At 53.4% G+C, this 13926-nt stretch carries 10 protein-coding genes and 1 pseudogene; 1 reads left to right on the top strand and 10 read right to left on the bottom strand.

The window, feature by feature from the left end:
* Positions 1 to 4: 4 nt before the first annotated feature.
* From Q354_RS0102615 to Q354_RS0102595, 5 genes are all read right to left on the bottom strand, one after another.
* Positions 5 to 943 carry an ABC transporter substrate-binding protein gene (locus Q354_RS0102615; protein ID WP_027856263.1) on the bottom strand — a complete coding sequence of 313 codons (939 nt, stop codon included), beginning with the start codon at positions 941 to 943 and terminating at the stop codon, positions 5 to 7.
* A 22-nt stretch (positions 944 to 965) separates the two neighbouring features.
* A complete protein-coding gene (locus Q354_RS0102610; protein WP_027856262.1) occupies positions 966 to 2021 on the bottom strand; it encodes a FecCD family ABC transporter permease in 1056 nt (351 codons plus the stop codon).
* Complete coding sequence (locus Q354_RS0102605; RefSeq protein ID WP_027856261.1) at positions 2018 to 3037, bottom strand: FecCD family ABC transporter permease; 1020 nt, start codon at positions 3035 to 3037, stop codon at positions 2018 to 2020. Before Q354_RS0102605 ends, Q354_RS0102610 begins: the two co-directional genes overlap by 4 nt.
* 2 nt (positions 3038 to 3039) lie before the next feature.
* Complete coding sequence (locus Q354_RS0102600) at positions 3040 to 3843, bottom strand: ABC transporter ATP-binding protein (RefSeq protein WP_027856260.1); 804 nt, start codon at positions 3841 to 3843, stop codon at positions 3040 to 3042.
* A 79-nt stretch (positions 3844 to 3922) separates the two neighbouring features.
* A complete protein-coding gene (locus tag Q354_RS0102595) occupies positions 3923 to 6214 on the bottom strand; it encodes a TonB-dependent siderophore receptor (RefSeq protein WP_245600972.1) in 2292 nt (763 codons plus the stop codon).
* 268 nt (positions 6215 to 6482) lie between these two features.
* On the opposite strand from Q354_RS0102595, the pseudogene Q354_RS28975 reads away from it, so the two are divergent.
* Positions 6483 to 7215 (top strand): annotated as a pseudogene (locus tag Q354_RS28975) (thioesterase II family protein).
* Between the two features lie 661 nt (positions 7216 to 7876).
* Here Q354_RS28975 and dgt read toward each other — a convergent pair.
* From dgt to Q354_RS0102560, 5 genes are all read right to left on the bottom strand, one after another.
* Complete coding sequence (gene dgt, locus Q354_RS0102580) at positions 7877 to 9085, bottom strand: dGTP triphosphohydrolase (RefSeq protein WP_027856257.1); 1209 nt, start codon at positions 9083 to 9085, stop codon at positions 7877 to 7879.
* A 692-nt stretch (positions 9086 to 9777) separates the two neighbouring features.
* The gene (locus Q354_RS0102575) at positions 9778 to 11544 is read right to left on the bottom strand and encodes a protein adenylyltransferase SelO (RefSeq protein ID WP_027856256.1); all 1767 of its coding nucleotides are present in this window, start codon (positions 11542 to 11544) and stop codon (positions 9778 to 9780) included.
* Positions 11545 to 12149: 605 nt separating this feature from the next.
* Positions 12150 to 12476 (bottom strand): AzlD domain-containing protein, encoded by a 327-nt coding sequence (locus Q354_RS24335; RefSeq protein ID WP_027856255.1) that lies wholly within the window; start codon positions 12474 to 12476, stop codon positions 12150 to 12152.
* Complete coding sequence (locus Q354_RS0102565; protein WP_084332445.1) at positions 12469 to 13212, bottom strand: AzlC family ABC transporter permease; 744 nt, start codon at positions 13210 to 13212, stop codon at positions 12469 to 12471. Before Q354_RS0102565 ends, Q354_RS24335 begins: the two co-directional genes overlap by 8 nt.
* Before the next feature lie 118 nt (positions 13213 to 13330).
* Positions 13331 to 13918 (bottom strand): nitroreductase family protein, encoded by a 588-nt coding sequence (locus Q354_RS0102560; RefSeq protein WP_027856253.1) that lies wholly within the window; start codon positions 13916 to 13918, stop codon positions 13331 to 13333.
* Positions 13919 to 13926 lie beyond the last annotated feature (8 nt).

Here is a 13926-nt window from a genome sequence, read left to right as displayed (position 1 = left end):
GATTCTACTTCTGGGTTTTCAGGTCCCGCTCGGCGATATGGGAAAGCAACAGGTAAGCCGAACCGGTCAGGCCGCCCATTGAATCACCATAACGGCTGCGATTGAAGTAGAGGAACTGGTTGTTCTTAACCGCAAACAGGTTCTGCCACTGGGGCGATGCCCTGAATTCCTCGGTTTCTTCACGGCTGTCCAGCAGCGGCTCATAGGTATCGATAATGATATCGGCATCGAAATCGCCGACCCGCTCCAGGCTGTAGTTGATCCCTTTCTTCGCATTCTGGTAGCCCACTGGACGCCCCAGCCCCATATCGGCGATCACATCATCCAGGCCACCGCGGCCGATCAGCTGGAAGTTATCTTCATAGATCTCCAGCGTGGTCACACTGACATTCTCAGGCTGTGGCACCAGGCGCTTAAACTCCTCGATCACCCAGCTGTATTCCTTCTGCTGATCACGAAAACGGTCACCGGCACCGACCAGATCGGCCAGCTGTGCCGCCCACTCAGACACCGGCGTCTCCTGGGTTGGCAGGATCACCACTGGAGCGATCTGGGACAGTTTGTCCTTCAGCTGTTCATGATAGGAGAGACCAACAATCAGGTCTGGCTCCAGCATGGCGATCGCCTCCTCATCCGGAGACTTGTGACTGCCGACGTAAGCGGTATCACCCAGATCAAAACGATGCTGCACACCGCGGAAATAGGGATCGGACCAGAGTTTCTTGCGCGCGACTGAACCACAGGGGCGCACGCCCAGCTCCAGCAACTGGATAGTCAGACTGAAATCATGCAGTGAGACCACACACTGGGGTTTTACCGGCACCTCGACCTTGCCGAAGCGGTTTTCAAAGGTGCGGGTCTCTTCAGCAGCTGACACTGACACAGCAGACGCCAGACCGAGGGCGGCCAGGGTCAGCGCTGCAAGCTGTTTAATCCGTTTCATAGCAGATCTCTCCATCGCCGGGCTAGCGCGCCCGACTCATCAGAACAATAAAATAGGGTGCGCCGACCAGTACGATCACCAGTCCGGCAGGCAGCTGTAGCGGTGCCAGCAAGGTGCGGCCCAGGGTATCGCCCAGCAACACCAGCAGGGCGCCCATCAATCCGGCCAGTGGGATCAAGACACCATGGCGGTCGCCACAGAAGCGCCGTGCCATATGGGGAGCCATCAGGCCGACAAAGGTCAGGGTGCCAGCAGTCGCCACCGCCGCCGAGGTCAGTGCCACACTCAACAACAGCAGCCAGGGGATCACCTTGCGGTTATCGACACCGCGGCTGAGGGCCACCTTATCGCCCAGGCGCAGCAAATTGAGCTGCCGGAACCCCAGCCAGGCAGGAATCCCGGCCAGCACTAACCAGGCTGTCATAACCTGCACCTGCTCCCAGCTCACCTGATGCAGGCTGCCACCCAGCCACATCAATGCCGATTCCACCAGCTCGATATCGCCGTAGGTGATCAGCATCTCGGAGAAGGCCCCCAGCATCGAGGTAATCCCCACGCCCACCAGAATCAAACGCACCGGCGAGTAGCCCCGCGCCGAGGACAGCAACCAGATCAGCCCGGCAACGGCAAAGCCGCCCGCCATAGCACCGACCGGCAGCCAGAACACCGGGATCAATCCCGGCAGCAGGATCACACATATCAGCAAAGTGACACTGGCCCCCGCTTCGACCCCGATCAGGCCCGGCGATGCCAGGGCATTGCGGGTGATCGATTGCAGCATTACCCCGGCAATCGCCAGCGCCGCACCACAGAGCACCGCTGCTAAGATGCGCGGCAGACGAAACTCCCACAGCACCCGCACGATCCGCTTCGGCTCGGTTTCCGGACTCACCAGCGCCTGCCAGCTCTGAGCCATACTGAGGCTATAGCTGCCACTGGCCGCACTCCAGACCAGCACCGCCAGCAACAGTGCACTAAAGAAACCGAGCCAGAACAGATCCCTGGCCCGAATACGCAGGCTGATCCCGGGCAGCGGTGTCAGGTGTAGTGGCTGGGCGGTAAAAGAGAGCAGGCTCATTTCATCCTCCCGATCACCAAGGCGATAAATACCGGCGCACCCACCAAAGCGGTGACGATACCGGTATTGATCTCAAACGGCCGAACCACAATACGGGCCGCCAGATCCGCCGAAACCAGCAACAGTGCCCCCAGCAACAGCGAATAAAGCAGCAACCAGCCATAGTGGCTGCGCACCAGCAGTCGTGCCATATGCGGCACCACCAGACCGACGAAGCCGATCGGCCCGGCCACCGCGACCACCGAGCCGGAAAGCACCACCACCAACACCAGGCTACCGAGCTTGAGCAGACGGATATTCACGCCGAGGCTGGCAGCCGCACGCTCGCCCAGGTGATAGGCATTCAGCGAGCGGGTGAGGAAGAAGCTCAGCACTAATGCCGCCGCCAGATAAGGCCAGACCCAGTCGAGCTTTTTCAGATCAGAAGCGCCGATCGCCCCGGTCAGCCAGTGACGCAGCTTATCCAGTCCCTGCTGGTCAACGATCAGCAGGATCGCGGTCATAGCGCCAAACAGCGCTGTCACCGCCACCCCGGCCAGCACCAGCCGTTCCGGACTTTGCTGACGGCCACTCAACAGCAATACCAGCACCGCGGCAAAGGCCGCCCCGGCAAAGGCGTAGAGTGGCAGATAGTGGTGCTGGGTACCCGGCAGCATCAGCAAGCCACCGACAACGAAGAACGCCGCCCCGCTGTTAATGCCCAGCAGGCCGGGATCGGCCAGCGGGTTATTACTGACCGCCTGCATCAGCACCCCGGCCACGGCAAGCGCAGCCCCCACCACCAGCGCCACGATCAGGCGCGACTGGCGGATCTCCCGCACAATACTCTGGTCGGAATCCTGCGGATCATAGGCGGTCAGTGCCTGCCAGATGGTGCTCCAGTCGAGGCTTTTGGCTCCCAGGCTCAGGTGCAAAAAAGCCGCTACGGCCAACAGCAACAGCAGACCAATAATCCCCGTCAGGCGAATGGCGGTGAGGCTGCTGCGGGCCGGATTCTGTGTAATTGCGACCGACATCCCTAGCCCACCTGCTTCAGATCAGAACAGAGATGGCTTTCCAGCAGCGGCACTGCGATCGGATTACCGCTGTGGGGATCGCTGATGATATGGGCATCCAGATCGAACACCGCCTTCAGGTTCTGCGGCGTAAACACCTGGTCGACATCACCCTGAGCGTAGACATTACCGCCCTTCATCATCACCAGGTGATCGGCATAGGTTGCCGCCTGATTCAGGTCATGCAGCACCGCAATGATGGTTTTACCCTTCAGGCGCAGCGATGCAATCAGGTTCATCAGCTCCACCTGGTGGGAGATATCCAGATAGGTAGTTGGCTCATCCAGCAGCAGTAGCGGCGTATCCTGAGCCAGGGTCATGGCGATCCAGCAGCGCTGGCGTTGACCACCGGAGAGCTGTTCCAGCGGCATATCCAGATAATCAGCGATACCGGTCGCTGCAATCGCCGCCTCCACGGCCGCCTCATCCTCATCCGACCACTGCCGCCACCAGTTCTGCCAGGGAAAACGCCCCTGCATCACCAACTCACGCACCGTCAGTCCGGCCGGTGCCGTCGTCACCTGCGGCAACACCGCCAGCTGACGGGCGATCTGCTTACTGCTCAGTGACTTTAGCGGCTCGCCATTCAGTACTACCTGCCCCGCTTCCGGCTTCAACAACCCGGCCAGGGTGTGCAACAGGGTGGTCTTGCCACAGCCATTAGCGCCCAGCAAGGCGGTAAAGCCGCCTTCAGGAAAGCTCAGGCTGAGATCCTGCAAGATCCGTTTGCGTTTGTAACCAACGCTTAATTGTTCGATAACCAGCATCAGAAAATAACCACATCTCAGAAACACAAAAAGCGGCACCATCGCTGGCGCCGCTGTTTTCGCTTACTTAGCCCTGAAATCAGAACTCAAGGCGAGCCGTCAGGTAGACCGTGCGAGGGTCGCCGACGTTGATTCGGTAGGCATTACCACTACCGTTAGCCGGGTAGTAGGTCTTATCGGTCAGGTTCTTAACACCCGCCTGCAGACGCAGTTTGCTATCGCTGCCAACCGGAATGTAGTACCAGGCCGCCGCATCATAGATGGTGTAGCCAGGCAGCTTGAAGGTGTTGGCATCGTTGCCGAAACGCTCATCCACATATTCAGCACCCAGACCGAAGCCCAGACCTGCCAGGTTGCCGCCCTGGAACTCGTAAGAACCCCAGACACGCGCTTTGTTATCCGGCACGCTGAATGGCGTGTTGCCTTCGTTGTTCTTCGTGGCATCGTTGTCATCAACGATTTCAGTGTCCATGTAAGAGTAAGATGCCAGAACGTTCAGCCCCGGAACAAACTGCATGGTCGCACTCAGATCGACACCTTTGGTTTGCTCTTCGCCATTCAGGCGAGCAACCAAGTCTTCGAACTTCATAACATTCTTACGTTGCAGCTTGTAAACAGATGCAGTCAGACGCAGCTTGTCATCCATCAGGCTGGACTTCACACCCACTTCGTACTGCTTGGCTTCTTCCGGAGCCAAATCACCAGTGAAAGAAGCAACACCTGCGGTTACGTCAGGGTAGTTCGGAGTAAAGGACTCAGAGTAAGACGCGTAGACAGATAACTCATCGGTCAGACGGTACAGCGCACCCGCCTGGCCACTGATATTGTCGTTAGAGCTATCGATATCTACCACATCAGGTGATGATAGTTTTGACAGAGAATTTTCCGCCAAAGTATCTACAGGCCCTGGTCTATAGAAAGTGGTGTTGGTTTTATCCAGATCGTAGCGGTCATAACGCAGACCCAACAACACATTCAAGCGATCCGTCAGGTACGCCAGGTTTTGTACAGACAGGCCAAACTCTTCAGCGGTCTCATCAGAGTGACTAACGACAGTCTGGTCAATTCGGCGATTAGCACTCTGCGTTGGACTGTTGATATCAATCATGTTGAGGTCAGGCATGAATGGCAGCAACCCTAGTCCCTGTAATGGGGCTGGCGTTGAAATTAGCCCGACACCGTCACTGTGTTCTTTATTGCGTCGGTAGTAGTTTCCACCGACATACAGCGTGTTGTCGATACCAGCCAGGGTGTAATCGCCTGTAATGCTATCGGACAGAAACAAGTCACTCTCCGTAACATCGATGTTCGAATCAGCTAATCGTCCCAGCAAACCGTTAGCCTGGACGGAGCCAGACTGTAGTCCAGCCATAGCGATTAACGTCTCATTATCTAAGTCAGCTGGTGTCCCGAGAGTACCGAACCTTGGCCGTGTCTGATAATCATCAAACGTCTTTTCGTAATAACCAATCTTAAAGCGATTGGTCCAACCGTTATCCAGTTCATGATCCCAGTCGAACTGAACCATATCTTCTTTGCTGTCACGGATATCGAACTCGCTACCCAGGCGACGCTCTACCGGTAGTTCTGCGATCGATAGGTTACCGCTGCCATCGTCAATTGCCACAGTACCGCGGTCAATTGGCAGTTCCTGCTCTGTATGGCTAAAACGCAAAGTAAAGGTATTTTGCTCATCCGGGGTGTAGCTTAAGGATGGCGCTACAGTCAGGCCCTTGCGCTCGGAATCGAAAGTGCCATCAGTAGTAGTCACCTGACGGAAAGTTTCAGAGTCTTCGCCGGATACAACCAGGCGGTACTGCAGGGTATCAGACAGGGAACCGGTACTGTCGATGGTCAGCTTACGCTTACCGTGTTCATCCAGCTCAGCCTGGATAGAGTTAGCGCTCTCTTTCTGAGGCTTCTTGGTGATGATATTCACCAAACCACCCGGACTGACCTGACCGTGCAACACGGATGCAGGGCCCAGAATCACTTCAGCACTCTCGATGTTGGCAACATCGATATTGTGACGGTTACTGACCGGGTTACCGTCAACAAAGATATGATTGTTCAGGAAACCACGGATATTCACTTGGGCTTCAGTGCCACCGAAACCGTGCGCGCGGGTAACGCCCGCCGCGTTAACCAGCACATCAGTCAGATTATTAGCGTTCTGGTCAAGGATCAGCTGCTCAGGCAGTACCTGCACGGTACGCGGCAGCTCATCGATATCAGCGTTGAAGCCGGTTACGGACTCCGCTTCGTCAAACTCGTAGCGGCTCAGTTCTGTTCCGTAAACCACCTGAGTATCAGCATTCTCTGTCGCTTCCTCTGCCGCTATCGCCATCGGCGCAGCTAACATGGATGCCATCCAGACACCGGCTACTTTCCGTTGAGTTTCCCGACCGATTGCGCGGGCCAACGCCGTTTTCTTCATGTGCTGATTACTCCTAACTACAACGCTATTGGGTTAATTTTATTTAATGTATAGTAATAAGAATGCGAATAATTATCGATTAGATGTGCAATGTCAATCTTTTATGCAACTTGCTTTACCTTAATCTTCGCTGACTAAGTGTCTGATTCTATTGAGACACGCATTCAAGAACTAACCCATCACCGGCTACCTGACCTGCTTTATGAATCTCAACCGCGCCTGTTTTCCCCTGACCTCTTCGCTTGCAACAACCAAAACCACCCTCTTCTGCCTGCCCTGTGCCGGAGGTTCCGCAGCCATGTACCGCACCTGGCCCGCTGCGCTATCGGAGGTTCAAGTGGTACCGGTGGAATACCCCGGTCGCGGCGGCCGCTTCAGCGAACCCTGCGCCACCGATGCCCGAGCGCTGGCTAAACAGCTGGCGGATAAGATCAGCCAAACAGGCGTGAAAAACTTCAGCCTGTTCGGCCACAGCCTGGGCGCACTGATCGCCTGGGAACTGACACTGGAACTCCGTCGCATAGGCGCGGCTATGCCACAACATCTATGGCTATCAGCCCGCAAGGCCCCCCCACTTCAGACCCGAAGGCGAGCCACGCCACAGCCTGCCGGAAACTGAATTAGTTGCGTTGTTAAAGGAGATGGGCGGTACACCGGATGAATTTCTCGATAACCCGGAATTCCGCCAGCTGTTGCTACCGGTAGTCAGAGCAGACTTCCAGATTCACGATCAATACCAGTTCGAACCCGCCGAGCCCCTGCCCTGCCCGATTACCGCGATCGGCGGCGAGTCAGATAGCCAAGTGCCGTTTGCAGCTATCAGTGAGTGGCGGGAGTACAGTAACGCTGGATTTCAGCAACACCAGCTGCCGGGCGGGCATTTTTATTTGCAGGAGGAAGGGTTTCTGGCGTGGTTTCGAGGGCAGTTGGGGTAAGGCTTTACGATGATCATCAGCAGAAAGACTATCGATTCGACGGCCTGAATCGATAACTGTGCGAGAGGGGCTATCAGGTAAATACCATCTGTACAACCAGTAGATCGCCCTGAATCTAAAACACATCTACCGGGATTTTATGGAGATCAGTAAATCCCGGCTGTAAATTTGTTGAGTTCAAATTTTGTGGGTGTCCTTTTTCTTACTTATCTTTTCTTAATCTTGACTCTGGGGTGGCTCATATGTGTTATAAGGCATTATCAAGCAACCAAGTCGTTGTAAACCCGAGAGTTAAGCTGAACAAGGCCCAGCCTAAAACACAAAAGCCATATATGTACCGAAACATCGGAAATGTGCCATTCCGGTGCTGTTCAAGCGCTGACTTGTAAGAATTGCTGTTGAAAAGAAACTTCGCTCCCAAAAGCATTAAACTAAGGCTTACAACCATGAACATGATGTAGCCTTGCCCGTGCACAGCGGTGGTTACCGCAACGACTAAACTTGCAGGAATTCCCACATATTTGAGGAGCTGTAGCAGCCGCTGATCTCTTTGTTGTTTGGTTGGTTTCATGGAGCCTTGTAACGCTCGCCATAAATGGCGAGCATAGCGAGTCCAGCGCAACTTTTGCACGCTATTTGATGGCTTTGTTATAAGAAACGGCTAGACAAAGTAGAGCTTTTCCAAGTTGCTTTTACCAAAGTACTTTTCATATTCCTGAGCGGCATATGAATCCATCATACCTGATATATAATCTGTCACTAAACGGGTTTTACAATCACTGATACATCTCAGCTCAGGTGGCAATAACACATTATCTTTATTGTATTTATCATCGCAATATACTTCAAACAATCCTCTTATTATTTTTTCGCCACGGCGCTCATAAAGCTGAATATCTTTCTTTCTAAGAATCGCTTTAAACAGTAGCTTCTTTAAGCCCTCAGCTAGCTTTGAGTGTTTTTTATATCCCAATTGCCCATCAACAAGACCTATATCTGAACAAAGAGTATTAACAATTTTTGATGTTAGCTCTTTTTTGAGTACTATCGCATACTCCTCAGAGGTGCCGATTCTATTAGCATTCATCGCTTCACTCTGTACTTCTTGAGCGATTGTAGCCATGGTTAAGTAAGCCGCTTGATACTTTTCGCTAATTTTAAACTCATGGACCATTTCACCCAAGCTGATCATACCGAAGCTCAGAGCATCTTCTAAATCATGAGCCGCATACGCTATTTCATCTGCGAGATCCATTATTTCTGCATCGATACTTTTTTTAATAGAAATATCATGCCTATTAATTTCAGTACACAAAAAATCATAATCACTATCGTACAGGAATTTCCTGTCGTTTTTATTTTTATTGAAGAAGTACTTAGTAACTGCCATCAAAGTTCGAACAGTTAGATTTAAACCAGAATATTTGTGGTGCTTTTTCTCAAGAGTACGCAGAATACGAAACGCTTGAGCGTTTCCTTCATAACCACCACAACCAGCACTCAATTCATTTAGAACCACCTCCCCATAATGACCAAACGGGGGGTTTCCGATATCGTGTGCTAAAGAAGCTGTTTCACTGACAACTGTATTTTCAAGTCCTAGATCCATTGCAATAGATCGTGCTATCTGAGCCACTTCAAGACTATGCGTTAGACGGTTTCGATTGAATCTATTTGCATCTACACCTAGCAGCTGCATCTTTCCCTGAAGTCGCCTAAACGACGATGAATATAAAACCCTTGCATAGTCTCTCATAAGTTCCTGACGCCCTTCTGAGCGCCCATCATCGTGTTCAAAAATACGATAATCTAAATTTGAGATGAGCTGCTCTTGTGCTCGAGCATAATCTTTAACTTCTTGATCGTACATCTAATTCCCTTTATATGTATCAGATTGCGAGGAAGGCTTATAACAGTTAAATATATGTCAATTTTACGTGTTTAAACGCGTCAATTTGATGTATATCTACAGAGCAGGAATTTAATGGTAAGGGATAAGTATTTGATTTTTCTTGAATCCTTAAGCATTGCTCCAGAGTCCTTCTGTGAAAAAGCATCAAAGTGACGTATATCCTCGCATAACTCTATCGGCTAAGACATCCCCCGAACTCTTTTAGTCACCATTGGTTGATCCTACTCCAACTTGCAAACAGCACTGTCACTCCATATCAGGCTACGGAGTGCCCCAATCCCCTTCGACGCAGCCGAGCATTGGCGGCTGAGGCGGGCTTAGCGGGCTGGGTGTCTGACGAGCGCAGCGAGGAGTTTCCAGCTCGCCCCGCAGCAGGCGACAAGCGCAGGGAATGGCGCAGCCCACAAGTCGTGGGGCGCACTTTTGGCCGTTTTCTTTATGCGAGTAAAGAAAATGAATAACCACAGGAATTAGTCTTGGCAGAGGGGTAGATTAAGACCTCGATACTCTACATCGAGAAATATGCGTTCCCACAGAGGCCGAGGGAAAGAAAAAAGCAATCGGCCTCGGAGCTGGCTTCCGAACATTAAGGGCACCCATAAAAATTCACTGCTAAGTTGTATCTGGCAGTACTTTTTAAGTCCAAAGAATCACGACGAGCAACTAAGATGGGACAGTCCACCCACCTCAAAGAACTCAGCTGGTTTCAACCGATAGTATTTATCTTCCACGTCCTTCGACTGCTCTGCATATGGCTGTGTCATCACGTCCTGCAGTTCCTGAAGTAGCGCGTAATTGCCCTCTGCAGCTTGCTGATAAGCTGGCACTACAAACCACTCTCGCAAAATGTATTTTGGGTTGACCCGTTTCATCTGGCTGGAGATTTCCTCGCTGGTTCGGGGCGAAGTCGCATTCGCCTCATGGGTGCTATTGAGAAGCGTTTTCCATTTTGCGAGCCACTCCGCCCAGCGCTGATCCATCTCTTCGGCGTCTTTATCATGCGACGAGTTAATGTAGAAGCTTTTCTTGAGTGGTCCAATATCGTCAGGGATTGACGACAGCTCGCGGAAGAAAATAGTGTAATCAACAGGCGTCTGCATCATGAGCGCTTCCAGCTCGCCGAGTACTTCCTTGTATAGCGCCTTCTGAGACTCGGTGTTTAAAGTGCCAAGACCCAGTTTGGCAGCCCACATCGTTTCCATTTGCGCGTACATGACTTCGGGAAATTCACGTTGAATCTCATCAAGTGCTAGCAAAGCGTCCTGCTGCGATACCAACAGCTGTCGTAAAGCCGAGCAGAACGAGTCGAAGTTACGCTGCGCTGCGTTTGTCTGGTTCATGAACGAGAAGTGATGACCACCACCCGTCCAAGGCTGATAATACGGATTATAGACATCGCAAAATCCGAAGGGACCATAATCAAGTGTAAAGCCACCCGCTGCACAGTTATCACTGTTGAAATTACCCTGACAGAAGCCAACGCGAATCCAGTTCGCCACCAGAGACGTAAGGCGGCCACGGAACTCGCGCGCTAACAACACCACTTTTTCCGGAGTGGTCAGCTGCTGATCGATAACGTCAGCGTACTCACGATCAATCAGGTGCAGCACTATCTTCTCAAGTTCTTCCATCGCTTTCGGGTGTTCGTTTTTACGGGCCCGACGAGCGAAAAGCTCGAGCTGGCCAACGCGGATAAACGACGGTGCGACACGTGTCGAGATCGCGACAGCCTCAGAGATCAGCATGTCGGGATTCTCCGAGCGCGAGCCCGGTGAGTACCAGGGGCGTTTTACCTTTTCGGTTTTTGAAACATACAAACTCAAAGACCGTGTTGTCGGCACACGCAAAGCGTGCATCAGCTCCTGCGCCAGGAACTCGCGGATACTGGAGCGCAAAACAGCGCGACCGTCCGCGCCGCGGCAATAGGGTGTGCGTCCACCTCCTTTGAGCTGCATCTCCCAGCGTTGACCGTTGATAACGGCCTCAAGCACAGACACGGCACGGCCGTCTCCATATCCGTTGCCGGTTTTAAACGGGCATTGCTGGGTGTATTCAGTACCGTAGATGGAAAGTGCGTAACCAGTCGCCCAGCCGACCTTGCGCATCGGCGCTGGAACCTGAGAGATATCGCCGGAGAACATGCGGACGAAGTCGGAGGACTCTGCCATGCTGTCGGCGAAGCCTAGCTCGGAAAAGAAGTTTTTGCTGTGCGCTACATACTCAGGGTCTTTAATTGGCGTAGGGGTAACGGGGACATAATGGCCGGTAAAGACCTGTCGCGGCGCATGGTCGGCACCGTTTTCTGTCGCGTCAGGGTCACAGTTGAGCCTGTCCATGAAGGAATAATTTGCCAATTTCGCAAGATCATCGAGCGTCGATACAGTCGAGGAGGTTTTCTGGGACAGTCGGTTCTTCATAGTTGTTTATACCAAGGCGAGTAAAGATAAATTTTGATACTTTGTACCTGACCACATTATTTGTACGGATATTTGTACTTGTCCCAGAACGCCGCGCTCTGTGGAAATTTTGGAGCGCAGCGCCTTGATACTCATTGAGCCTTATCCATTTTGCCCGGCTGGCTGCCTGGGCTGATAAGTGACCAAACCATACCGGATAATGACTAGTAAGATTTTACATCAATAACCAACGTTTTTACTCTGGTATCGATCTAGATACCAGAGTCCTGTACCTGTGTATTCTCGAGAATATTAAAGACACCCATAAAAATTCACTCCCTAAAGAGGTGGACTGAATACGACCCACCCCAGCCCGCCCAGGCCGCCGAAAACAACCGCCGCGACTGAGCTGTAACCCCTTGGCTGCATCACCCTTAACCACTGTTCGGCATCGATGCCAAAGCGCTGTAGCATCGGCGGCAGGCTACCGGGAAGATGTTGGACTTTGTCGCTTCGCTCCGCAGTTCCAACCTACGCGTACTTGCACAGCCTCGGACTGTGGGAACGAGAAAAGAGCCGAAGCAACCAGGCTTTTGTGGGAATGCAGGAAGTCTGTAGCTCGTGGCTCAGATCACATGATTAAGCACATAGAGCGTCAGCAGCCCCGCCGCAATCGGCTTGAGGCCACCGGAGAGGGTTTTGGCGACGATAACAGTGATGATCGCGGCGATAATCTGCGGCCAGTGCAGGCTTAGCTCGGTGGCGCTACGATCCAGCACGATCGGTGGGATACAGAGCGCGGCCAGTATCGCCGGGGGCAGGAAGATAAACAGTTTCTTAAAACGATCCGGGTTGGCCTTGCCGCGCGATTGCAGGTAAACAAAGGAGAAGCGGATCAGGAAGGTGCCGGTACCGATGCCGAGGAACAGCAACCAGAAATGGAGTTCAGTCATTATCCGCCTCCTTAGCCTGTGCCGCTTTCGGCAGGAACAGGTTACTGAGCAACAGGCCAAGGCCGACGCCACCCGCCACGGCGACGATAAAGCCGCTCTGGTAGGGCAGCTTGGCCAGTAGTACCGCCAGTAAGCCAGTACCGACGGCGGTGGCCAGCAGCAGGCGATCCTTGATCGCCGAGACCAACATGGTCAGGAAGGCCAGCGGGATGGCGAATTCCAGTGACCACTCCGGCGGGATCTTCGCGCCGACCAGTATCCCCAGCCCGACCGAACCAAGCCAGCAGGCCCACATGGAGATAGCAGTCCCGGCAAAGTACCAGATAATGCCCTTTTTACCGACCTCCATCGCACAGAGGCCATAGCTCTGGTCGGACAGGCAGTAGGTCAGCGGCAGGCGGAAACGCTTTTTCAGCGGAATCAGAATGGGGGCGAAGGTGGCACTGTAGATCAGGAAGCGGATATTGATCATCCACACCGTCAGCATAATGATCAGTACCGGCGCCTGGTCCTGGATCAACTGATAAGCAGCCAGCTGACCGGCACCGCCATACATCAGCGCGGTCATGCCCATAATCAGTTCGGGGCTGAAGCCCAGCGCGACACCGTTGGCACCGGCGATCAGGCCGAAGGCCAGTACACCGGGCACCAAGGGTAAAAGGTCACGGCAACCGGCCAGAAAGGCATCCCGCCGGCTGTCGCTGGGGCTTACCTGCCCCGGTATGGAGTACTGCATCGGGCACCTTCAGCTGAAAACAATAGATCAGGCACCTTAGCAGGAATCAGTAACGCGGGAATCCCTTGGCCGCGCCTGGGAGTCGGTGACAGCTAATGCTGTCGTAACCGGATATAGGCTATTCAGATTTTTCCTGCCAGGGACGCAGGCCACCTTGCCGATCCCACTCTAAAGTAAAGTCAGCAAAAGACTTACGCTTGGCGGGGGCGGTGCGTTTTGGTGTCCCCAGAGAAAGTACGCCCAGTATCAGGTCCTCCTCGCTCATCTGCAGCATCTCGCGCAACCCCTTGTCCGCTTCCAGCGAGTGCCAGATGCCGCCAAAGCCCAGGGCATGGGCCGCTAACAGGATATGCTCGCAGGCGGCGGCACCGGCCAGTTGCTGTTCCAGTACTGGGATACGGTGTTCGGTTTTCAGCGCACTGCAGACATAGATCATCATCGGCGTGGCGGCGATTTCATCAACGAAGGCTTCCAGCTGCTGCTCGGTCATGCCCTTGTCGGCATAGCGCAGGCGCACCAGCTGGGAGAGGTCTTTAATGCCCTCGCCCTGTACCACCACAAAGCGCCAGGGTTTGAGGTTACCGTGGTCCGGCACCGTCATCGCCGTTTGCAGGATCTGCTCCAGTTGCGCCCGCTCAGGCGCAGGCTGGATCAGGTTACGGCGCGGGTAGGAGCGCCGGCTCAGTAAAGCTTCAATAGCATCCATTTAGAGAA

The organism is Marinobacterium jannaschii DSM 6295 (genome assembly GCF_000620085.1).
Classification (GTDB): Bacteria; Pseudomonadota; Gammaproteobacteria; order Pseudomonadales; family Balneatricaceae; genus Pontibacterium; species Pontibacterium jannaschii.
This window is presented reverse-complemented; position numbering and strand designations above follow the sequence as displayed.

Bases quoted from the DNA above. Each gene is read 5' to 3' on its own strand.
- Q354_RS0102615 (WP_027856263.1), bottom strand. From the start codon at position 943: ATGAAACGGATTAAACAGCTTGCAGCGCTGACCCTGGCCGCCCTCGGT.
- Q354_RS0102610 (WP_027856262.1), bottom strand. From the start codon at position 2,021: ATGAGCCTGCTCTCTTTTACCGCCCAGCCACTACACCTGACACCGCTG.
- Q354_RS0102605 (WP_027856261.1), bottom strand. From the start codon at position 3,037: ATGTCGGTCGCAATTACACAGAATCCGGCCCGCAGCAGCCTCACCGCC.
- Q354_RS0102600 (WP_027856260.1), bottom strand. From the start codon at position 3,843: ATGCTGGTTATCGAACAATTAAGCGTTGGTTACAAACGCAAACGGATC.
- Q354_RS0102595 (WP_245600972.1), bottom strand. From the start codon at position 6,214: ATGGCATCCATGTTAGCTGCGCCGATGGCGATAGCGGCAGAGGAAGCG.
- dgt (WP_027856257.1), bottom strand. From the start codon at position 9,085: ATGTACGATCAAGAAGTTAAAGATTATGCTCGAGCACAAGAGCAGCTC.
- Q354_RS0102575 (WP_027856256.1), bottom strand. From the start codon at position 11,544: ATGAAGAACCGACTGTCCCAGAAAACCTCCTCGACTGTATCGACGCTC.
- Q354_RS24335 (WP_027856255.1), bottom strand. From the start codon at position 12,476: ATGACTGAACTCCATTTCTGGTTGCTGTTCCTCGGCATCGGTACCGGC.
- Q354_RS0102565 (WP_084332445.1), bottom strand. From the start codon at position 13,212: ATGCAGTACTCCATACCGGGGCAGGTAAGCCCCAGCGACAGCCGGCGG.
- Q354_RS0102560 (WP_027856253.1), bottom strand. From the start codon at position 13,918: ATGGATGCTATTGAAGCTTTACTGAGCCGGCGCTCCTACCCGCGCCGT.